This window comes from Myxococcus sp. CA033 (assembly GCF_013336625.1).
In the GTDB taxonomy this organism is placed as follows: Bacteria; Myxococcota; Myxococcia; order Myxococcales; family Myxococcaceae; genus Myxococcus; species Myxococcus llanfairpwllgwyngyllgogerychwyrndrobwllllantysiliogogogochensis.
The window spans coordinates 1158665-1176797 of the sequence record NZ_JABUMU010000001.1; the positions used below are offsets into that span (position 1 = coordinate 1158665).

The 18133-nt window shown below is 67.6% G+C and carries 13 protein-coding genes; all 13 read right to left on the reverse strand.

What is annotated here, in order from left to right; all coding sequences use genetic code 11:
• Nucleotides 1-3930, reverse strand: coding sequence for a translocation/assembly module TamB domain-containing protein (locus tag HUA78_RS04590; protein ID WP_174475728.1), 3930 nt, complete (start codon nucleotides 3928-3930; stop codon nucleotides 1-3).
• A 5-nt stretch (nucleotides 3931-3935) separates the two neighbouring features.
• Entirely contained in the window at nucleotides 3936-4880 is a 945-nt protein-coding gene (locus HUA78_RS04595; RefSeq protein ID WP_141642877.1) for an ExeA family protein, read from the reverse strand.
• A gap of 24 nt (nucleotides 4881-4904) precedes the next feature.
• Nucleotides 4905-8120 (reverse strand): tetratricopeptide repeat protein, encoded by a 3216-nt coding sequence (locus tag HUA78_RS04600; RefSeq protein ID WP_174475729.1) that lies wholly within the window; start codon nucleotides 8118-8120, stop codon nucleotides 4905-4907.
• Between the two features lie 188 nt (nucleotides 8121-8308).
• Nucleotides 8309-9694: an acetyl-CoA carboxylase biotin carboxylase subunit gene (gene accC, locus HUA78_RS04605; protein ID WP_141642879.1), complete on the reverse strand. Its 1386-nt coding sequence runs from the start codon at nucleotides 9692-9694 to the stop codon at nucleotides 8309-8311.
• A gap of 67 nt (nucleotides 9695-9761) precedes the next feature.
• Entirely contained in the window at nucleotides 9762-10358 is a 597-nt protein-coding gene (gene accB, locus HUA78_RS04610) for an acetyl-CoA carboxylase biotin carboxyl carrier protein (protein ID WP_141642880.1), read from the reverse strand.
• A 28-nt stretch (nucleotides 10359-10386) separates the two neighbouring features.
• Nucleotides 10387-10968 (reverse strand): elongation factor P, encoded by a 582-nt coding sequence (efp, locus tag HUA78_RS04615; RefSeq protein ID WP_141642881.1) that lies wholly within the window; start codon nucleotides 10966-10968, stop codon nucleotides 10387-10389.
• A gap of 135 nt (nucleotides 10969-11103) precedes the next feature.
• A complete protein-coding gene (locus HUA78_RS04620; protein ID WP_141642882.1) occupies nucleotides 11104-11466 on the reverse strand; it encodes a hypothetical protein in 363 nt (120 codons plus the stop codon).
• Nucleotides 11467-11498: 32 nt separating this feature from the next.
• Nucleotides 11499-12137, reverse strand: coding sequence for a hypothetical protein (locus HUA78_RS04625; RefSeq protein ID WP_174475730.1), 639 nt, complete (start codon nucleotides 12135-12137; stop codon nucleotides 11499-11501).
• A 36-nt stretch (nucleotides 12138-12173) separates the two neighbouring features.
• Nucleotides 12174-14903 carry a type IV pilus secretin PilQ gene (pilQ, locus tag HUA78_RS04630; protein ID WP_174453024.1) on the reverse strand — a complete coding sequence of 910 codons (2730 nt, stop codon included), beginning with the start codon at nucleotides 14901-14903 and terminating at the stop codon, nucleotides 12174-12176.
• A 57-nt stretch (nucleotides 14904-14960) separates the two neighbouring features.
• Nucleotides 14961-15533, reverse strand: a complete 573-nt coding sequence (locus tag HUA78_RS04635; protein ID WP_174453023.1) for a pilus assembly protein PilP — start codon at nucleotides 15531-15533, stop codon at nucleotides 14961-14963.
• 43 nt (nucleotides 15534-15576) lie between these two features.
• Nucleotides 15577-16158, reverse strand: coding sequence for a type 4a pilus biogenesis protein PilO (locus HUA78_RS04640; protein WP_174453022.1), 582 nt, complete (start codon nucleotides 16156-16158; stop codon nucleotides 15577-15579).
• A 14-nt stretch (nucleotides 16159-16172) separates the two neighbouring features.
• On the reverse strand, nucleotides 16173-16856 hold the full coding sequence (locus HUA78_RS04645; protein ID WP_174453021.1) for a PilN domain-containing protein: 684 nt from the start codon (nucleotides 16854-16856) through the stop codon (nucleotides 16173-16175).
• 27 nt (nucleotides 16857-16883) lie between these two features.
• Nucleotides 16884-17966: a type IV pilus assembly protein PilM gene (gene pilM / locus HUA78_RS04650; protein WP_141642888.1), complete on the reverse strand. Its 1083-nt coding sequence runs from the start codon at nucleotides 17964-17966 to the stop codon at nucleotides 16884-16886.
• Nucleotides 17967-18133 lie beyond the last annotated feature (167 nt).

Genomic DNA, 18133 nt, shown 5'->3' on the forward strand with positions numbered 1-18133 from the left:
CTACTCGACCTCCCAGCTCAGCTTCAGCTCGAGCCCGAGGTTGCCAAACGAGGCTTCGCTGTTCTCGTTGTCCCACTGGGCCTGCGCGGAAAGTCTGTCGTCGAAGCGGTACTCGGCACGCGCCCGCGTTCCTCGCCCACTCACCGGTTGAGTCATACCGATTTTAAGCTGCTCGCTGAGGAACTTCGACTCCAGTTGCGCGGTGGGCTCCGCTTGACGTGTGGCGTCGTTGTAGGTCGTGGAAATCTGGAGGGACAAATCCCGCAGCACCGGATTGCTGGGGAGGAACCGCTGGACCTGCCGGTCCAGGCCCGACACGTTGAAGAGGGCCTCGGCCGCCAGCCCGGCCCCAGCGGACGCCGCCGTGTCCCGGTCCGACGAGGTGAAACCCAGCGTCAGCAGGGAGACGATGTCGCCTTCCACCAGCGCCGGCTCCGAGGACAGGAGCACCTGGGGGTCCGAGGGCTTGCCGAAGGCGTGCAGCTTCACCACGTACTCGCGCACCAGCGTCTGGGCCTGGACCTCGAAGACGGGCTCCAGGCTGGTGGGGTCCTGGAACTCCAGCTGCCCCTGGCTGATGGTGAAGGGGTTGTTGCGGAAGAACGCCTGGCTGCCCTCCGCCAGCTCCACCCGGCCCAGGAGGCCCGGCCGCAGGTCCGTGCCCGTCAGCCGCACGTCCCCCAGCATCCGCGCCTTCGCCAGGTTGTTGTCCACGAGCACGTCGCCGAAGTGGACGTTCACGTCCCAGATGACCCAGGGCTTCTGCTGCTCGCCCGCGATGACGTTCGCCGCCGACGCCACGTTGGCGCGCTTCTGCATGGACTTGAGCAGCGACTCCACGTCCAGCGCTTTCTGGTAGCGCATCTTGACGATGTCCATGCCGCCCGTGACGGTGAAGCCTCGGGGCGGCCCCACCACCTGGAGCAGCCCGGAGAACGTCGCCGGCAGGTCTTCCGTGAGGCGGTAGGGAACCTCGTCCAGTTGCACCGTGAGGCCCAGCCGCTGGGGCATGAATCGCGCGAGCCGCACGTCGCCGCGCGCGGAGATGCGCCCCTCGTTGAGCTGCCCCTGCAGGTGCTCCAGCAGCAGTCGCTGACCCGTCATCTCCACGCGGCCGGACATGCCTCGGATGTTGACGGGCAGGTCCCGCATGGCGAGGCGCAGGTCCAGCAGCTCCGCGCTGCCCACCACGGACGGCGCCTCCAGCGTGCCCGTGGCCTCCGCGTCCACGGTGACGCGGCCCGTGGAGCGCTCCACCATCGCCGGCAGCAGCGACTCCAGGAGGCGCAGGTCTCCGCCGCCGCGCAGGGTGAAGCCGATTCCCCCGCGCGTGGTCATCCAGCCGCCCAGGTTCAGGTCGACGTACGGCCCGAGGAAGCGGAAGGGCTGCACCTCAAACCGACCCTTCTCGTACGCGAGGCTGATGGGCGCCGTGTTCTCGCCCCGCACGTCGTCGCGGGACAGCACCAGCTTGTCCACCGTCGCCCGCAGGTGCGCCGCCTCGGGCTCCATCAGCGGCCCCTTCGCCGTGAGCGCGCCGGACACCGCGCCGGACACGCCCGCCCACAGCGGCTCCGAGGGAAGCAGCGGACGGATTTCCGGCAGCGACAGCGTCAGCGACGCGTCATAGGGCCACGAGTCCTGGACCCTGAGCTTCACGCGGCCGTTGGCGTCCTGGAAGGGGCGGCCCCAGACCTCCAGGTCCTTGCCCACCAGTCGCCCGGTGAGGTCCATCGCGCCCAGGCCGCGCTCGGCGAACGTCACACGCGGGGCGCGCAGCGTGACGTCGACCACGGGCACGTCGGAGGTTCCGGACACGACGCCGTCCATCACCATCGTCCCCTGGATGCCCATGCGTCGCGCGAGCTCCGGCTCCACCGTCTCCGCCAGCGACAGGCCGTCTCCACCGAAGCGGTAATCCAGCCCTCCCGCGAACAGCAGCGTGCCCTCCGCCCACGTGCGCCCCAGTGGACCGCGCAGCTCCGTGCGCTCGAGCACCATCGCCTTGCCGTCCACGAAGCGCAGCCGCGCCGAGCCATCCCCCAGCCGGCGTCCGTAGTACGTGGTGTCCTTCACGTCGAAGGCCACCAGCCCCTCCAGTCGCTCGATGGGACTGTCGATTTCCACGCGGCCCGAAGCCGTGCCACCCAGCGTGCCCTGCATCACCGCCAGCGACGGCGTCAGGCCCGCCACCACGTCCACCAGGTCCTCGGTGCGTCCCTGCGGGACATTCACCTCGAGCCGCAGGTTGAGCAACCGTCCGAAGCCCACGCCGGCCTTGCCGTAGTACTGCGTGCGCCCCTTCTGTCCGGTGAACGAAGGGAAGGCCAACACCCCGTCGGAGTAGCTCAGCTTCCCTTGCAACACGCCCAGCGAGAAGCCCCAGAAGACGAAGTCGCGGAACGACAGCCCGGACTCCACCTTCACCTGCGACACGGGCCCCGTCACTGAATACGTGGCGTTGCCCCGTCCCGCCCACTTCAGGCCCGCGATGTGGCCAAAGTCCGCCAGGTCCAGCTCGCCCTGTCCGTGGATGTCGAGCCCCAGCCCGCCGCCGATGAGCAGCCCCACGTCGCCCTGGACGCGTGAGCGCCCCACCTCCGCGGAGACGTGATTGAACGACACGCGGTCCGCCTGGAGCTTCACCTGCGCCTGCGCGCGCCCCTTGTCGAACTCCAGGATGGTGATTCCATCGGTCGATGGCGCGTCATAGGCCCGCGTGGCCAGCTTGAAACGGCTGGTGCGCAAATCCAGCGGTCCCGACAGCGAGAAGCGCGGCAGCAGGTTGCCCGTGAGCTGCGCGTCGAGCGAAGCCGCGAAGTCCACCCACGCGCCCTTCACCCCCGCCTTGTCGAGGATGCGCGCCAATGACGCATCCTCCGTCTTGAGGCTCACCTCGAGGGGGAACAGCGGCGTCAGCCCCAGCTTGCCCGTGGCGCGCACCCGGCCTGCACCCACGGGCACCACCACCTCCTCCACCCGAAGCTCATCGCCCGAGTACGACAGGCGCGCGGAGATGTTGGCCGGGCCAAACCTGTCGTACCCCAGGCCGTTGCCCGACAGCTCCAGCGACACCGCGGGCGACTCCGGCTTGCCGGCGATGGACACGCGACTCCACAGGTGCCCCGTCGCGGGCTTCGGCAGGAGCTTCGCCTGCGACAGCGTGCGCAGCGGGAGGAAGACCTGCGCGTCCAGCGCCAGGTGGGGCTGGCACAGCGAGTCCACGCGTCCCGACACCGTGGTGATGATGTCATCCAGGGACACCTCGGCGCGCTCCAGCTCCAGCAGCGCCTCGTCGGGGTCCAAGGCGCCAGCGAAGGCCAGCCGCTGCAGCGCCAGCTCCGCGCCATCCGCGCCCAACCGCACGAGGCCGCGACGCGCCTCCGCATCCAGCTCGATGACGCCCCAGCGCTCCGTCCAGCGCACGTCCAGGTCCGCCACCTCCACGCGCCGGCCCTCGGGCAGCGCCAGTCGCAGCTCCGCCCCGCTGATGTCCAGGTGGGACACCCGCACCCGCTCGAGTGGATCCAGGAAGCAGCCCTCCGACTTCTTCGCCGGGTCCGTCGAGGGCTGGGACAAATCCAGCGTCACGCGCGGCCGCTGGGCCCGAACCAGCGCGAGCGTCAGCCGTCCGGAGAAGGGGCGCAGGAACCCGAACTGCACTTCCGCGGTGTCCGCCGCCACCAGCGGCGTGTCCTCGCCCGGGAGGAAGAGCGAGAAGCCGTGCACCACCACGCGCGAGCCGAGCGGATCCATCTCACACCGGCCGATGCCTACGTCCAGCCCGAGCACGTCCGGCAGGTGCCGCCGCGCGACGGTGCAGGCCACCTCCCACGTCTCGGGCATGCGCAACGCGAGCACACTCCCCGATAGAACGAGGAGCACGAGCAGCAGCGCTCGAAGCGCACCGTTGCGGCTCTGTGTCGCCAAAGCCCCTAGAGCTTACCCAGCCCTTCGAGGTAACGGTCTATCTCCGCCAGATCGAGCTTGTTGTTCGACGCTCGGGGCAGATGGGTCGCCGGGGCGCTCGCCCGCTCGCCTGCTCCGGGAGCGGCCGCATTGATGCCCTGGAGTCCCAGGTTCTTTCCAATGCGATGCACCAGCTCGGCGGAGACCGTCTCGGCGCGCGCGAGGAAGGCCTCGAAGAGCGCGTTGTCGCACAGCGTGTTGATGACACGCGGCGAGCCCGACGAGTGCTCGTGCACCGCCAGCAGGGCCTCCGGAGAGAACGGCATGCGCGGGCAGCCCGCGAGCCGGAGGCGGTGCTTGATGTAGGCCTCGGTGGACTCGGCGGTGAAGGGCTCGAGTTTGTAACGCATGGCCACGCGCTGGGCGAGCGGCGGGTCCAGCTTCAGGTTCTTCTCAATCTCGGGCAGGCCGAAGAACACGAAGGAGATGAGCTTGCGCTCCGGCACTTCCAGGTTCAGCAGGCCGCGGAACTCCTCCATCAACTCCCGCGTCTCCAGCATCTGCGCCTCGTCGATGAGGACGACGGCCTTCTTGCCGGACTCGTAGATTTGCAGGAGCCGCTGGTAGAGCTGTGACAGGAGCGCCAGCTTCTCCTGCGCGGGGTTCTCCACGCCCAGTTGCAGGGCGATGCGCCGCAAGAGCCAGTTGGCGGTGATGCCCGAGTGGATGATGACCAGCAGCGCGGCCTCGTACTCGGACTCGGGCAGCGAATCGAGCATGCGGCGGGCCAGCGTCGTCTTCCCCGCGCCGATGTCGCCAACGAGGATGGACAGGCCCTTCATGTAGCTCACCGCATGCATCAGTCGGGTGAGCGCCTGGGAGTGCTGCGCCGAGTTGTAATAGAAGCGGCTCACCGGAGCGTTGGAGAAGGGCTCCTGGGTGAGGTCGAAGAAATCGAGGTAGGTCGTCATGGGCTCGCCGGACCTCGGGGGCAACTACACGTAACCGACCTTGCGCGCCTTGGGCGCGCCGGCCGCTGGCACCGGGGGATTCGCCACCGCCGCTGCGGGTGCGGCACCATGGGCCTTGGAGCCATTCACCGCGGCGGGTGCCGGGGTCGGCAGGGGGTCTTCTTCCGGTTGCGTACTCGCCGCGATGCGGGACACCTGCGTCCCCACGTCGCGGTACTTCGCGTCCATCACCGCCACTCGCTGGTAGTGGTACAGCGCCTTGCCTGGCTCGCCGTTCGCCTCGTAGGCCGTCGCCAGCTCGAAGCCGAGCGCCTTGGCCGCCTCACCCGTGGCGAACGGGCTCGCGAGCCCCTCTCGGAAGGTCTCCACCGCCGAGCCGCCGTCACCGCGCAACAGGTGCAGCATGCCCATCATCGTCAGGCAGTCCACCTCGCGCTTGGTGCCCGCGCAGCCCTGCCGGGCCACCTCGAACTCGTGGAGCGCGTCGTCCAGCAGGCCCATCTCCTTGTAGGCGATGCCCAGGTCGTAGTGCGTGTCCACGTCCTCGGGCTTCACCACCTTGGCCAGGCCCTTCTTGAACTCGGAGAACACCTCCTCCACCGAGTACTGGAAGTCCTCTTCCGCGGGCGCCGCGGCCGCCGTGTCGTCGCCCAGGTTGTCGATTTCGCCGGCCAGCTCCGCCGCCAGGTCGAACGCGTCGCGCTCCGCGCCCGCATCCGTCACCGGCTGCACGGAAGGCACCGAGATGGGCTCCAGCGGCTCCTCTTCGGGCGCCGCCCCACCACTGGCCTCCATCGCCTCCAGCCGCTCCATCAGCTCGGTGGCGCGCGCATGGCCCGGGAAGGCAATCGACACCGTCTCCAGGATTTCGCGGGCCTCTTCCATCAGGCCCTGGTCCAGGAAGAAGGCCGCCTCGTCGCACTCCTCGGCCGCCGGCTCCTCTTCGTCACCCTCGCTGGCGCTGTCGGCGACGAGTTCGGCGGACGCCTCCTCGGGCTCCTCCACCGACTCGAAGTCGGGCTCGGCCTGGGACTCCAACCCGAAGTCGGTCTCGTCCTGGGGCTCCGATTCGAAGTCGGACTCGGCCTGAGGCTCCGAGCCGAAGTCGGTCTCTGGGTCCTCCGTCGGCATGTCGTCCAGCGACACGACGGCGTGTGAGGCGGTGGGCTCCTCTTCCTCGAACGGATCCCCCAGCGAGGGCATGTCCGAGCCCGGCGCCTCCTCCAGCTCGTCGAGCATGGAGGCATCCAGCGGAGCGATGCCCACCCGCGTGGGCATCTCGTCCACGTCGAGCTGCGCCTCTTCCACGTACACCGGCTGCTTGCGCGTGTTCGGCGCGGCTTCCTGGAGCAGGGCCCGCGTGGGCGCGCGCACCATCGTCGGAGGCGGTTCGTCCTCGTCTCCGAGCGACAGCGCCGCCATCGACGTCGACGTGGCCTCGTCGTCCGAGTCCCCCAGCGACAGGCCCTCGTCGCTGGCGTACGACGCATCCAGGTCGGCCGACTCGACGAGCGGCTCGTCCTCCGACGACACGAGGCCGGGCTCATCCGTCAGCATCAGCCCGTCGTCGTCACTGGAGACGAGCGTCTCGTCCGCGGAGTCCGCGGCCAGGTCTTCCGGCGCGGGCGTGTCGAAGACGTCGTGCTCACCCGAGGTGATGGCCTCGCCGACGAGCGCTTCCTCACTGACGACGGTGGCATCCCCGTCGTCGTCGATGACCTCGTCGGAGTCGTTCGAGGGCAGCGTGGCCAGCGCCAGCTCGTCGCCGGGCGGGTGCAGCAGCGCGTCCTCGGGGGGCGGCGCGACGAGGACCTCGTCGTCGCTGGAGTCCACCAGGATGGCGTCCTCGCCCACCGACTCCACCACCGTGGCCGACGGCGCCGTCGTCACCGGACCTTCCACGCGCAGCACCGACAGGAACGCCGGCACCTCCGGGTGGGAGGGGTTCTGCTGGAGGATGGTCGCCAGGTACTGCTGCGCGCGCGTCGAGTCCGCCGCGCGCGTGCACAGTCGCAGCACGTTCAGCAGCTGCTCGGACGCCTGCGCCGCGTTCCCGGACGCGACATAGATTTGATACGCCTTCTCGTGCGCATCCAGGTTCTCCGGGTCCACGGAGAAGACCTTGCGCAGATGCTCCAGGGCTTTGTCGTGGAGCCCGTACTTCACGTAGACGTCGGTCTCCGTGAGCAGCTTGGAGAGCTGCTCGCGCGCCAGTCCGCCCTGCTGCGCGGGCGGCGCCACTGGAGCCGGAGCGGCCTGGGGCGTGGGCTGCGGCGCGGCGCGAGCGGCGGGCTGCGGCGCGGCGGCGGACTGCGGGGCCTGAGCAGGCTGCGGCGCGGCGGCGGGCTGCGGCGCGGGCGCGCGGCGGGCGAGCAGATCCGGGTCCTGCGGATCCAACACTTCAATCTGCGTCCAGACGGCCTCCGCCTCCGTGGGCCGGCCGCGCTCCTGGTGGATCTTCGCCAGCTCCTTGTAGACAGACACCGTCTTGGACGTCTGCCCCAGTCCCTGGAACGCCTGGGCCAGGAGCGACAGCGTCTCCACGTCGCGGCCGTCCGCCTTGAAGCACACCTGCAGCTTCGCGAGCGCGCGCTTCTGGTCACCGCGTTGCAAGTACGAGGACGCCAGCTCCTTGGCCAGGGGCAGGTTGTCCGGCTCGAGCGTGGACAGTCGCTCGGCCACGCGGGCCCAGTCATCGCCACGGCTGTTGCGCTTGAGGTACTCGGCGGCGCGCTTGAACTCCTGGATGGCTTCGCGCGTCATGTTCTCGCGCGCATAGAGCTCCGCGAGTTTGATCTTCGACGCCACGTTCTCCGGGTCGAGATCCACCATCTTCTTCAAGGTATCGAGCGACGACTTGGTGTCGCCCGCCTTGTCGTAGTGGTTGGCGACGATCTGGAAGTACGCCATCGCCTCGGACATCAGCCCGAGCTGCTGGTGAAGCTCCGCCAGCTTGAGGTTCACCTCCAGCAGGTTCGGATTGAGCTTGAGGACTTGCTTGTAGAGAGCGACGGCCTTGAGGAAGAACCCATCGGAGGAGTAGCTCTCCGCGACCTTCGTGAAGAAGTGCGCCGCCTGGGCGTTGTCGTTCTTCTTGACGTACAGCTCCCCCATCTTCTGGAGGACCCGGATGTCCTTCGGGTCGACCTCCAGGACCTTCTGGTACTCCTTGATGGCTTTGTCGTAGGCGCCCTTCGCGACGAGCTTCGCGGCGGCTTCGATGATCTTGTTCTTGTCCATCGAGCGTGGGCTTCCGGAAAGCCGAAACCCCTTGGAACTTCGCGGGTTTCTATCTTCAAAAGGGGGAGAGTCGGAGGCTAACGGAATCCTCCAACGCGGGTCAAGAAACAGCCCGGCTCCCCCCGGGGCCAGCTCACCTGCTTGCATGCCCGCCCCACGGGCGGGAACGCCACGTAGGCGGACGTGTGCTACGGCGTCTCTTCGACTGCTTTTTTCAGCCGGCGAGAACCTGTCTCACTGGCCAGGAGACGCTCGACGAAACGCGTGTCGTAGTTGCCTTCCTGGAACGACTCGTCCGCCAGCGCCGCGCGGTGGAAGGGGATGTTGGTGCGGATGCCTTCCACGACGTACTCGCCCAGCGCGCGCTGCATGCGGCGGATCGCCGTCTCGCGGTCCTCCGCGTGGACGATGAGCTTGGCCAGGAGGCTGTCGTAGTACGGCAGCACCGTGTAGTTCTCGTAGGCCCCCGAGTCCACGCGCACCCCGTAGCCACCCGGGACGCTGTAGCCGGTAATCTTGCCGGGCCACGGCGCGAAGGTAATCGGGTCCTCGGCATTGACACGGCACTCGATGGAGTGCCCGCGCATCTGCACGTCTTCCTGCTTGAAGCGCAGCGGGTGGCCGTAGGCCATGCGGATCTGCTCACGGACCAGGTCGACGCCCATGACGAGCTCCGTCACTGGATGCTCCACCTGGATGCGCGTGTTCATCTCCATGAAGTAGAACTCGCCGCGCTCGTCCAGCAGGTACTCGATGGTGCCGACGTTGTTGTAGCGCAGCTTGCGCATCGCCTGGACGGACACCTCACCCATCCGCTGCCGCAGCTCCGGCGTGAGCGCGGGTGACGGGCACTCCTCGATGAGCTTCTGATGCCGGCGCTGCACCGAGCACTCGCGCTCGTTGAGGTGGATGACGTTGCCGTGCTCGTCGGCGACAATCTGGATTTCGATGTGGCGCGGCTTCTCCACGTACCGCTCGATGTAGAGGTCGCCGTTGGCGAAGGAGGCCACCGCCTCCGCCTGCGCGGTGGAGAACGCCTGGGCCAGCGCGCTCGGCTCGCGGACGATCTTCATCCCCTTGCCACCACCACCCGCGGCGGCCTTGAGGATGACGGGGAAGCCAATCTCCCGGGCGAACGCCTCCGCCTCGCGGGGGTCCTTCACCGTGCCGGGGCTGCCGGGCAGCAGCGGCATGCCCGCCTCGCGCGCCGCCTGCCGCGCACGGACCTTGTTGCCCATCATCCGCAGCATCTCCGGACGCGGACCGATGAAGCGGATCTTGCAGTTCTCACACACCTCGGCGAATTCGGCGTTCTCGGAGAGGAAGCCGTAGCCGGGGTGGATGGCGTCCGCGCGGGTGATTTCCGCGGCGGAGAGCAACTGCGGGACGTTGAGGTAGCTCTCCTTGGACGCCGGAGGGCCAATGCAGACCGCCTCATCGGCGAAGCGGACATGGAGGGCGTTGGCGTCCGCCGTGGAGTGCACCGCCACCGTGGCGATGCCCAGCTCCCGGCAGGCGCGGATGACCCGCAGGGCAATCTCCCCGCGGTTGGCAATCAGCACCTTCTTGAACACGGGGGTGTCTCCTGAAACGGCCGGCTCGGGCGCGCGCCCCGCGAAAAGCGAAGGCGCGCGCGCCGCGTCAAGCCGGCTCGATGCGGAACAGCGCCTGGCCGAACTCCACCGGGCGACCGTTCTCCACGAGGATCTCGGCCACGCGGCCGGACACCTCGGACTCGATTTCGTTCATCAACTTCATCGCTTCGATGATGCAGAGCACCTGGCCCTTCTTCACCACCGAACCCACATCGACGAAGGCGGGCTGATCCGGCGCCGGCGTCCGATAGAAGGTACCGACGAAGGGACTGGTGACCACGTGGCCCGGCTTCTCCGGCGCCTTCTCGGCCACGGGGGCCGCGGCGGCCACGGAGTGGGCAGCGGCGACCGGGGCGGCGCGAGGCGCCGACGGAGCCGTGTACTCGACGGCCGGGCCCACCTGGACGGCCGAGGGGGCCGAGTGGTGGACGATGGTCGTCTCCGGGGCGTGGCCGCGGCGGATGAAGAGCTTCTCTTCCCCGCGCTTCCACACCAGCCTCGTCACGTCCGAGGCCTCCAGGATGTTGACGATTTCTCGCAGGGCCTCCACGTCCAGGGACGTGTTGCCCGCGTCTCGCGCGCTCGCCGGGGCGGGCGCGCTGGTGGGCGCGGACGCCCGGGTCGACTTGCGCTTGGTTGCCATTCTCGCGTCCCTCCGAGCGGAGCCTGAGCTAGCCCGCGGTGGCGACGCGGGTCAGGTACTTGCCACCGTCGCGCGTGTCGATCTTCAGGACGTCACCCTCGTTGATGAACAGGGGCACGTAGACCTCGAAGCCGGTCTCCAGCGTGGCGGGCTTCAGCGCACCAGACACCGTGTCGCCGCGCACGCCCGGGTCGCACTTGACGACCTTGAGGTCCACCGAGTTGGGCAGCGTGACGGCAATCGCCTTCCCGTTCCAGAACAGGATGGTGGCGTCGATGTTCTCCTTCAGGAAGTTCTTCGCGTCGCCGAGTGCCTTCTCGCTGATGAAGGTCTGCTCGAAGTCGCGCTTGTCCATGAAGTAGTAGTCGTCACCCTGGACATACAGGTACTGCATGTCCTTCTCTTCGATGTCCGGCTTGCCCACCTTCTCGCCGGACTTCAGCGTGGGCTGGAGGACGCGGCCCGAGAGGAGGCTGCGAATCTTGGTGCGAACGAAGGCGGAACCCTTGCCGGGCTTCACGTGCTGGAACTCGACGATGACGAACGGCTCACCGTCGATTTCGATCTTCATGTTGTTGTGAAACTCGGACGTATCAATGAATCCGGCCATGGGGACCGACTCCTTCAGACTCGAAATAGCGGAAGCTTGAAAAGTCGGGGGTGTCTAGCCCATGCCCCCTTCCATGGGAAGGGGAAACCAGTGGAGCGGCGCGTCGTCTGGATGACTGGTTTACAGCGAGCGCGGCTACAGCTCCGCGCTCACCTTGGGGGCCGTCACGCGCAGCACATAGCGCCCCTTGCCGTAGTTGCCATCCGCGCGCAGCGCCAGCACCAGGAAGTACTCCGGTGACACCAACCGCATCAGCGTCAGCACCTTGTCGCTGTTGACGCTGACCTCACTGACCGTCCCCGTCTTGAGCGTCTCCGCGGCGTTGCGCAGCTGCGTGAGGAGGTTGGCGTACTCCACCCAGGCACCACTCAAGTCCAGCTCGCTTGCCTCCTCGCGCTGGAAGGTGTCCACGGAGATGCCGTCGAAGCCCATCACGCTGCAGGCGAGGGCTCCGTCCACCTGGTTGACCACTGACTCGAGGTGCGTGCGAAAGGACATGGGCTCTCAGGGTTCTTGGGCAGCGGCGCCGCTCAGGGCGACACGCACTCGGGGACAACGCCATTCTGCCCGCGCGGGTCACACGGCCCCACGCTGGGGCCGTGGACATCGCCAGGCTTGGGGCACACGTAGGGGGCAAAGCCCACGACCAGCGGGTAGGAAATCTCGTTCGTCTCCACGTCGCCGCCAGCGACCGTGTGTCCTCGGACCCGCAGAGTCACGAGCACGTCGACAACGGAGCCTCCTCCCCCGACCGCGGACCGCAGTGCGCTTTGCGCGTCGCGCGTCAACAGGCCGAGCACCATGGAACCATCCTGATTGCCACGGAAGGTCCCGTAGATGGGAACCGTCGCACTGGGGATGTTGAGCTCGGGCTCCGTCTGATAGCTGAGCTCGAGTTCGGTGAGATAGACGGCGGTGGAGTCGATATCGGAGACCGGCCCCTCCCCGACGACGATAGGTGTGTCGGACAGGTTGGAGGTGACAGTGAGCCCGGCGAGGTAGTCACCAGCCAGCGCGAGGTTCAACGAGCCGCTCAGCAACGCCACGTCATCCGGAACATTGCAGTCCTCTTCGGGTGGAGCGGATTGGAGAATCTGGAGCTTCGGGAGGTTGTCGACACAAGACACCGTGCCGAACACCAGCAGCGCGGCGAGATAGATGGGCTTCATGAGCGAACGCTCTCCTGCATGAAGAGGCGCGATGCCTTACAGGCTCTGCGCGATGGTCTGCCGGTTGAGGATGCGGGGCGTGATGAAGATGAGCAGTTCCTGGCGCTCATCCCGCTCCGAGTAGTTCTTGAACAGGAGGCCCAGCACCGGAATCTTCGAGAGGAAGGGCACCGCGTTGGTCGTGGTCGCGCCACGGCGGACGTAGATGCCGCCGATGACCGTGGTGTCCCCATCCTTCACCAGCACCTGGGTGTTGGCTTCCTTGCGCTGGATGGACGGCTGCCCGTTCGCTCCCGTGTTGGACTGGTCCGGCTGGTTGTTGGAGGCGTTGATGGACATCAGGATGCTGCCGTCCTGGGTGATGTGCGGCGTCACCTCCAGCGACAGGCGGGCTTCCACGAAGGTCGTGTTCACACCACCGGCCGACGTCTGGCTGAACGGGATGGACACACCCTGACTGATGCGCGCGGTGTTGTTGTCCAGCGTCGTCACGCGGGGCGCGGAGATGGTCTTCACCGTGCCCTCGTTCTCCGCCGCGGACAGCCGCAGGTTGAGCTGCAGCGCGCCGCCGGCCGAGCCGAAGACGAAGCCGAGCGCGCCACCGGCACCCTCACCCACCGTCGCCGGCAGGTTCACCGCGAAGTTCGGCGCGGCGGGAAGACCCGCGGCGGTGCCCACGGAGCCGCCCGTGACGGCGACGTTGTTCGGGAAGATGAGGCCCGTGGGGTTGCCCGTGCCCTGGGAGGCGCGCGCCTGGCCGCCCCACTGCACGCCGAGCTGACGGCTGAAGGCGGTGCTCGCCTCCACGATGCGGCTCTCGATGAGCACCTGCGGAGTCTGAGTGTCCAGGCTGCGCACCAGCGCGCGGGCCTTCTCCGTGTTGGAGCGCACGTCCTTCACGATGAGCACGTTGGTGCGCGTGTCCACCGTGACGTTGCCGCGCTCGCTCAGTACGTCCTTCACCCGCGCGGCCATCTCAGACGCCACCGCGTAATTGACGGGGATGAGGTTGACCAGCAGGTCCTCCTGCTGCTGGAGCGACTTCTTGCGCTCCTGACGCAGCCGGGCCTCCTCCTCCAACGTCTTCAGGGGAGCGATGCGGATGATGTTGCCGAACTCCTCCTTGCCCAGCTGCTTGGTGCGCAGGATGAGGTCCAGCGCCTGGTCCCAGGGAACGTTGCGCAGGCGGATGGTGACGCGGCCGGACACGTCGTCCGCGACGACCACGTTCTTCTTGGAGATCTCCGCGATGACCCGCAGGAGGTTCTGGATGTCGATGTCCTTGAACTCGAAGGAGACGCGCTTGCCACGGTAGCGGGCCTGCTGCGGCGCGCCCTCGGCGGCGTAGGCGGGCGCCTCGGCGGTGAAGCCGGCGGTGCGCTGCGCCACGGACACCTCGTCCGTCTTCACGCCCTTCACGTCCAGGCGCCAGGAGAGCGTCCCGCCGTTCTGGGTGACCTTCTCCTCGATGGCGCCGTCGGCGGCGACGACCACGCGCACCTTGCGGCCCTCACCGGGGACACTGAAGGCGCTGATCATCTTCACCGGCGTCTCCAGCGCGCTGGTGTCCAGGCTGCGCTCCAGCTTCTTCGGCAGCCGGGCGTTGTCCAGCGTCAGCACGGCGCTGCGCGGGTCGGGACGGTCCACCTTCCAGGCGGCCGTTCCGGACAGCTTCAGCACCACGCGACCACCCGCCCCACCCTCCTGGAAGGACAGGTCCTTCACCTCCACCAGGGAGACCGTGACAGGCGCCTCCACCGGCTGGGGCGCGGGGCGCAGCGGCTCCACTTCAGCCACCGACGCGATGACCTCTTGCGGCGAGGGCTCGGGCGCGGCCTTGCGGGCCACCGCTCCACCCAGCACCACTTCCAGGCCCTTTTCGGCCCGGTCCACCCGGTAGGCGGGCATCTTGCCGCGCACGTCGAGCACCAGCCGGACCTTGTCCGAGTGGGCGCCGACACGCACGTCCCGGAGGGTCGCGCCATTCACGCGAGGGGCGCGGGCGGAGAGCCCCACCCCGTACAGGTCCACCGCGAGCCGCGGCGGGTCCGCCAGCTCCAGCACCTCATAGCGCGCGATGTCGCCATCCGCGCGGATGCGAAGCGTGTCGTCGGAATAGGCCAGCTGCGTGATGCGTTGAGCTGGCTGAGCCACCTCACGCTCATCCGCCTCGGCGGCGACCACGTTCTCTGGCAGCGCGGGCTTTTCAGCGGCGGGCTTCGCCGGCGCTTCAGCCACCATGACGGCGGTGGGCGCGGCGGGCTTGACCTCGGCGACCGGTGCGGGCGTCGGGGCAGCGGGAGCCGTGGCGACAGGAGCGGCGACGGGCTCCGGACGCTTGACCTCGGCGGCGGGCGTCGCGCCATCCACCGAAATCACCACGCGGTTGCCATCCGCCCGGACGTCGTACTGCGACGCCTTGTCCAGCGCCAGCAGCACCCGGCCGACGCTCGCGCGCTCGTCCGAGAACTGCGACGCCACGACACCGGCCACGGGGCCGGAGCCGTCGTGGTGGCCCTTGATACCCGTCGCGTCAGCCGACGAGAGGTCCACCACCAACCGCTCCGGACCACTCAGCCGGAACACGGTGAAGGTGGGGGGCCGGGTTCCGGTCACCACCACCTGGGCGCCCGAGCCGGTACGGGACACATCCAGGTCCCGAAGCGTATTCAGTTCGGCGCCACTGCTGCTGGCGCCCGCAAGGACGACCGCAAAAGCGGTCGCCAACATCCACTTGCCCCTCGTCACAGCGCTCCTCTCGAGCATGCGTCCCCTCACCAAGTTGGAAGCGGGCTGCCGCCCGCGGGCGCGCCACAGGGGGCGCTACTCCCCGTAGTTTTTGCCCGTCATCAGATTGTAACTAGGGTCCTGCTGGTCATCGGGCTTGAGCTGCAGAGTCACCGGATTCTTGATGATCTCTCCGTTGCCCGAAAACACCTCGGTCACCGTCAACGAATCGCGAAGGATTTGCGTGACCTTGCCACCCTGGCGTCCAACCCGGGTGTTGCGGCGCACGATGTGACCTCGACCCAGCGGGTCTTCGACCATCGCCAGTGGATTGGCGTCCCCCGTGACGACCGCGACCAGCTTGAGCTGGTCCAGGTCGAACGCGCACAAAGGCTCCATGCACGTCGTGACGGGATTGGCCTGGGCCACCGGGCCCAGCTCTTCCAACGGGCTGCGGAACGGATCCCGCTTGCCCACCGGGTTGTAACTGTAGACGTATGGCGCCACGGCCGCGGCCTCGACCGCGGTCGGTGCCGTCTCCACGGGCGCCGCGGCCTGCGCCGCGGGAGGTGGCGCCGCCACCGGCGGAGGGGGCGGAGGTGCCTCCTCGCAGGCAGCGAGCGTCAGCGCGAGCGCGGCAGTCGTCATGGTGGCCTTGAACATCTTCATCCTCAATCCCCTTGTCGCCCTACTTTCCGGACGGATCAAGTTTCTAGTTCTTGGTCTCGACGAACCGGAAAGTCGTCGCCAGGAAGGTGCTCTGCAGCACGACCTTCTCGTTCTTGAGGGTCGGCTGGCCGAGGTTGATGTTGTTGACGTTCACGATGCGGCGCATGTTCGCCATCTCCTGCAGGAACATGCCGATCTCATGGTAGTTGCCGCTCACCGTCATCCGGATGGGGATGCGGGCGAAGAACTCGCCGCCGCCCACGTATTCGCGGTCGGGCTGCACCAGTGAGATTTCCAGGCCGCTCTTCTTGCCGATGTCGTTGATCTGCGCGAGCAGCTCCTCGACATCCTTCTTCTCCGGCAGCTCCGTGAGGGCCTCGGCGAGCTTCTGCTCCAGCACGTCCATCTCACGCCGGCGCTCGTTGAGGTTCTGGGCGATTTCACTCTTCTCCGCCAGCTCCAGGTCCAGCGTGCGCCGCTCGGACAGCTGGTACTTGATGCGGGTCTCGGTGGGGTCGATGAGCAGGAAGAAGTTGGCGACGGTCATCAAGATGATGACCGCTGCCAGGCCACCGAACTTGGCGGCCGGGGACGCCTTGACGAATTGGTCCAGGTACTTGTCCATGGCGGTGGCCTCGGTCAGATGGCGTAGTTCGCGGTGAGGGTGATCTTGAAGTCAACCAGGGAGGGCACACCCGTGGGCCCGGTGGCCCCCTTCGTCTGCACGGCGCTGGTCAGGTCGATGTTGGTGAAGAACGGGGTGATTTGCCCGGCGGGGAACTCCTCAATGGTGGCTTCCGCCGTCAGGAGCTCCACGCGAGACGTCTTCGTGTCCCGGCGCTGATCCACCAGGCGCCCCATGCCCTTGGGCGTCCACACCACGCCGTTGAGGCCGCGCATGAACTCGGCGACCTCATCGTGGCTGACGGCCGAGCCATCGATGGCGACCGCGCTGCTGGTCTCGACGAAGGCCTTCACCCAGACCTTCTTCGGCGTGGCGGAGGCCAGCGCGTCCATCATCCGGACCGGACCGTTGCGGCCCTTGCGCAGCGAGTCCAGCACGGCCAGCTTCTTCTCCACCTCGGTCTTGCGGGCGTTGATGTTCTTCACCTCGCCGATGACCTTCTCCAGCTCGGCGATCTTCGCGCGCGTCTGTGTGATGGCCAGGGCGTTGCGCTGGAACTCACTGTCGCGGTCGTCGAACCAGAGATAGTTGCCCACGGCGGCGCCAATGAGCGCCAGCGCGAAGAGGACCAGGATCTGCCGGCCCTTCTGCTGGGTCTGAACCTTCCGGACGGGAAGCAGGTTGATGCGAATCATCATGTGCGTCGTCTCCAGGAAGTGGACGGTCTAGGCCAGCTTGTCGCCAGGACGCCGGAGCGCCAGTCCCACTGCCACCGCGGCCATGGGCGCCACGTCCATGATGAACGCGGGGTCGAACTTGCGGTTGTCCACTTCAATCTTGCGGAACGGGTTGAGGATCTCCACCGGCACCCCGGTGCGCGCTTCAATGGTCTTGAACAGGGCCGGAATCTTCGCCGTGCCGCCGGACAGGTAGACCTTGGTGAAGTTCGAGTCCGCCGCGGTGCCCGCGTAGAAGTCCAGCGAGCGCTGGATTTCACCGGCCACCTGCTCGGCGACACTGGAGAGCACGCGCTCGACCTCCTGAGGCACCACGGCATCCGCGTCCGCGCGGTTGCCGCCGATCTTCAGCGCTTCCGCCTCCTCGTAGGAGACGTTGAGCTGCTTCTGGATCTCCTCGGTGAACTGGTTGCCACCGATGGTGACGTCGCGGGTGAAGACCGTCACGCCGTTGGCGATGATGTTGATGTTCACCACCGAGGCGCCCGCGTTGATGAGGACGACGGTCTCCTTCTCCGGCAGGTCGTAGTTGACGGAGAACATGTTCTGCACGGCGAAGGCGTCCACATCCACGACCACCGGGGCCAAGCCCGCCTCGGAGACCACCGTGGTGTAGTCGTTGATCATGTCCTTCTTGGCGGCCACCAGCAGCACGTCCATCTGCCCGGTGGCGTCGTTGCCGCCCCCGTCGAGGATCTGCGTGTCGATGTTCACGTCCTTCACATCGAATGGGATGTACTGCTCGGCCTCCCACTGGATGCTCTCCTCGAGCTCCTCCTGGGACATGCGCGGCATCTGAATCTTCTTGATGATGACCGAGTGGCCGGACACGCCGATGGCGACATCCTTGCCCTTCACCTTCAGCTCGGACATCAGCTCCTGCACCGCCTGGACGATGGCGGTGGAGTTCATCAGCGCGCCATCCACGATGGCCTCGGGCGGCAGCGGCTTCATGCCGAAGCTCTGCAACGCGAAGCCGACCTCACCCCGCTTGCGCTGCTCCTTGAGCAGGATCATCTTGATGGAGGTCGATCCGATGTCCAGACCGAGTGCCAGTTTGCCCTTCGCCATGCTTGACTCCGTCGAGAGGCAGCCAGCGTAGCACTGGCCGTCAACCCCTCCTAAAAAGTGCCCGGAGCCCGCCTGCTCTCCGTTCGGCCGGGACCCCTGCGTCCAAACTGCGCCGGGCCCCCCACCACGGTCGCGGAGGCCCGATTTTCCGGCTCCGGCCGCATTCC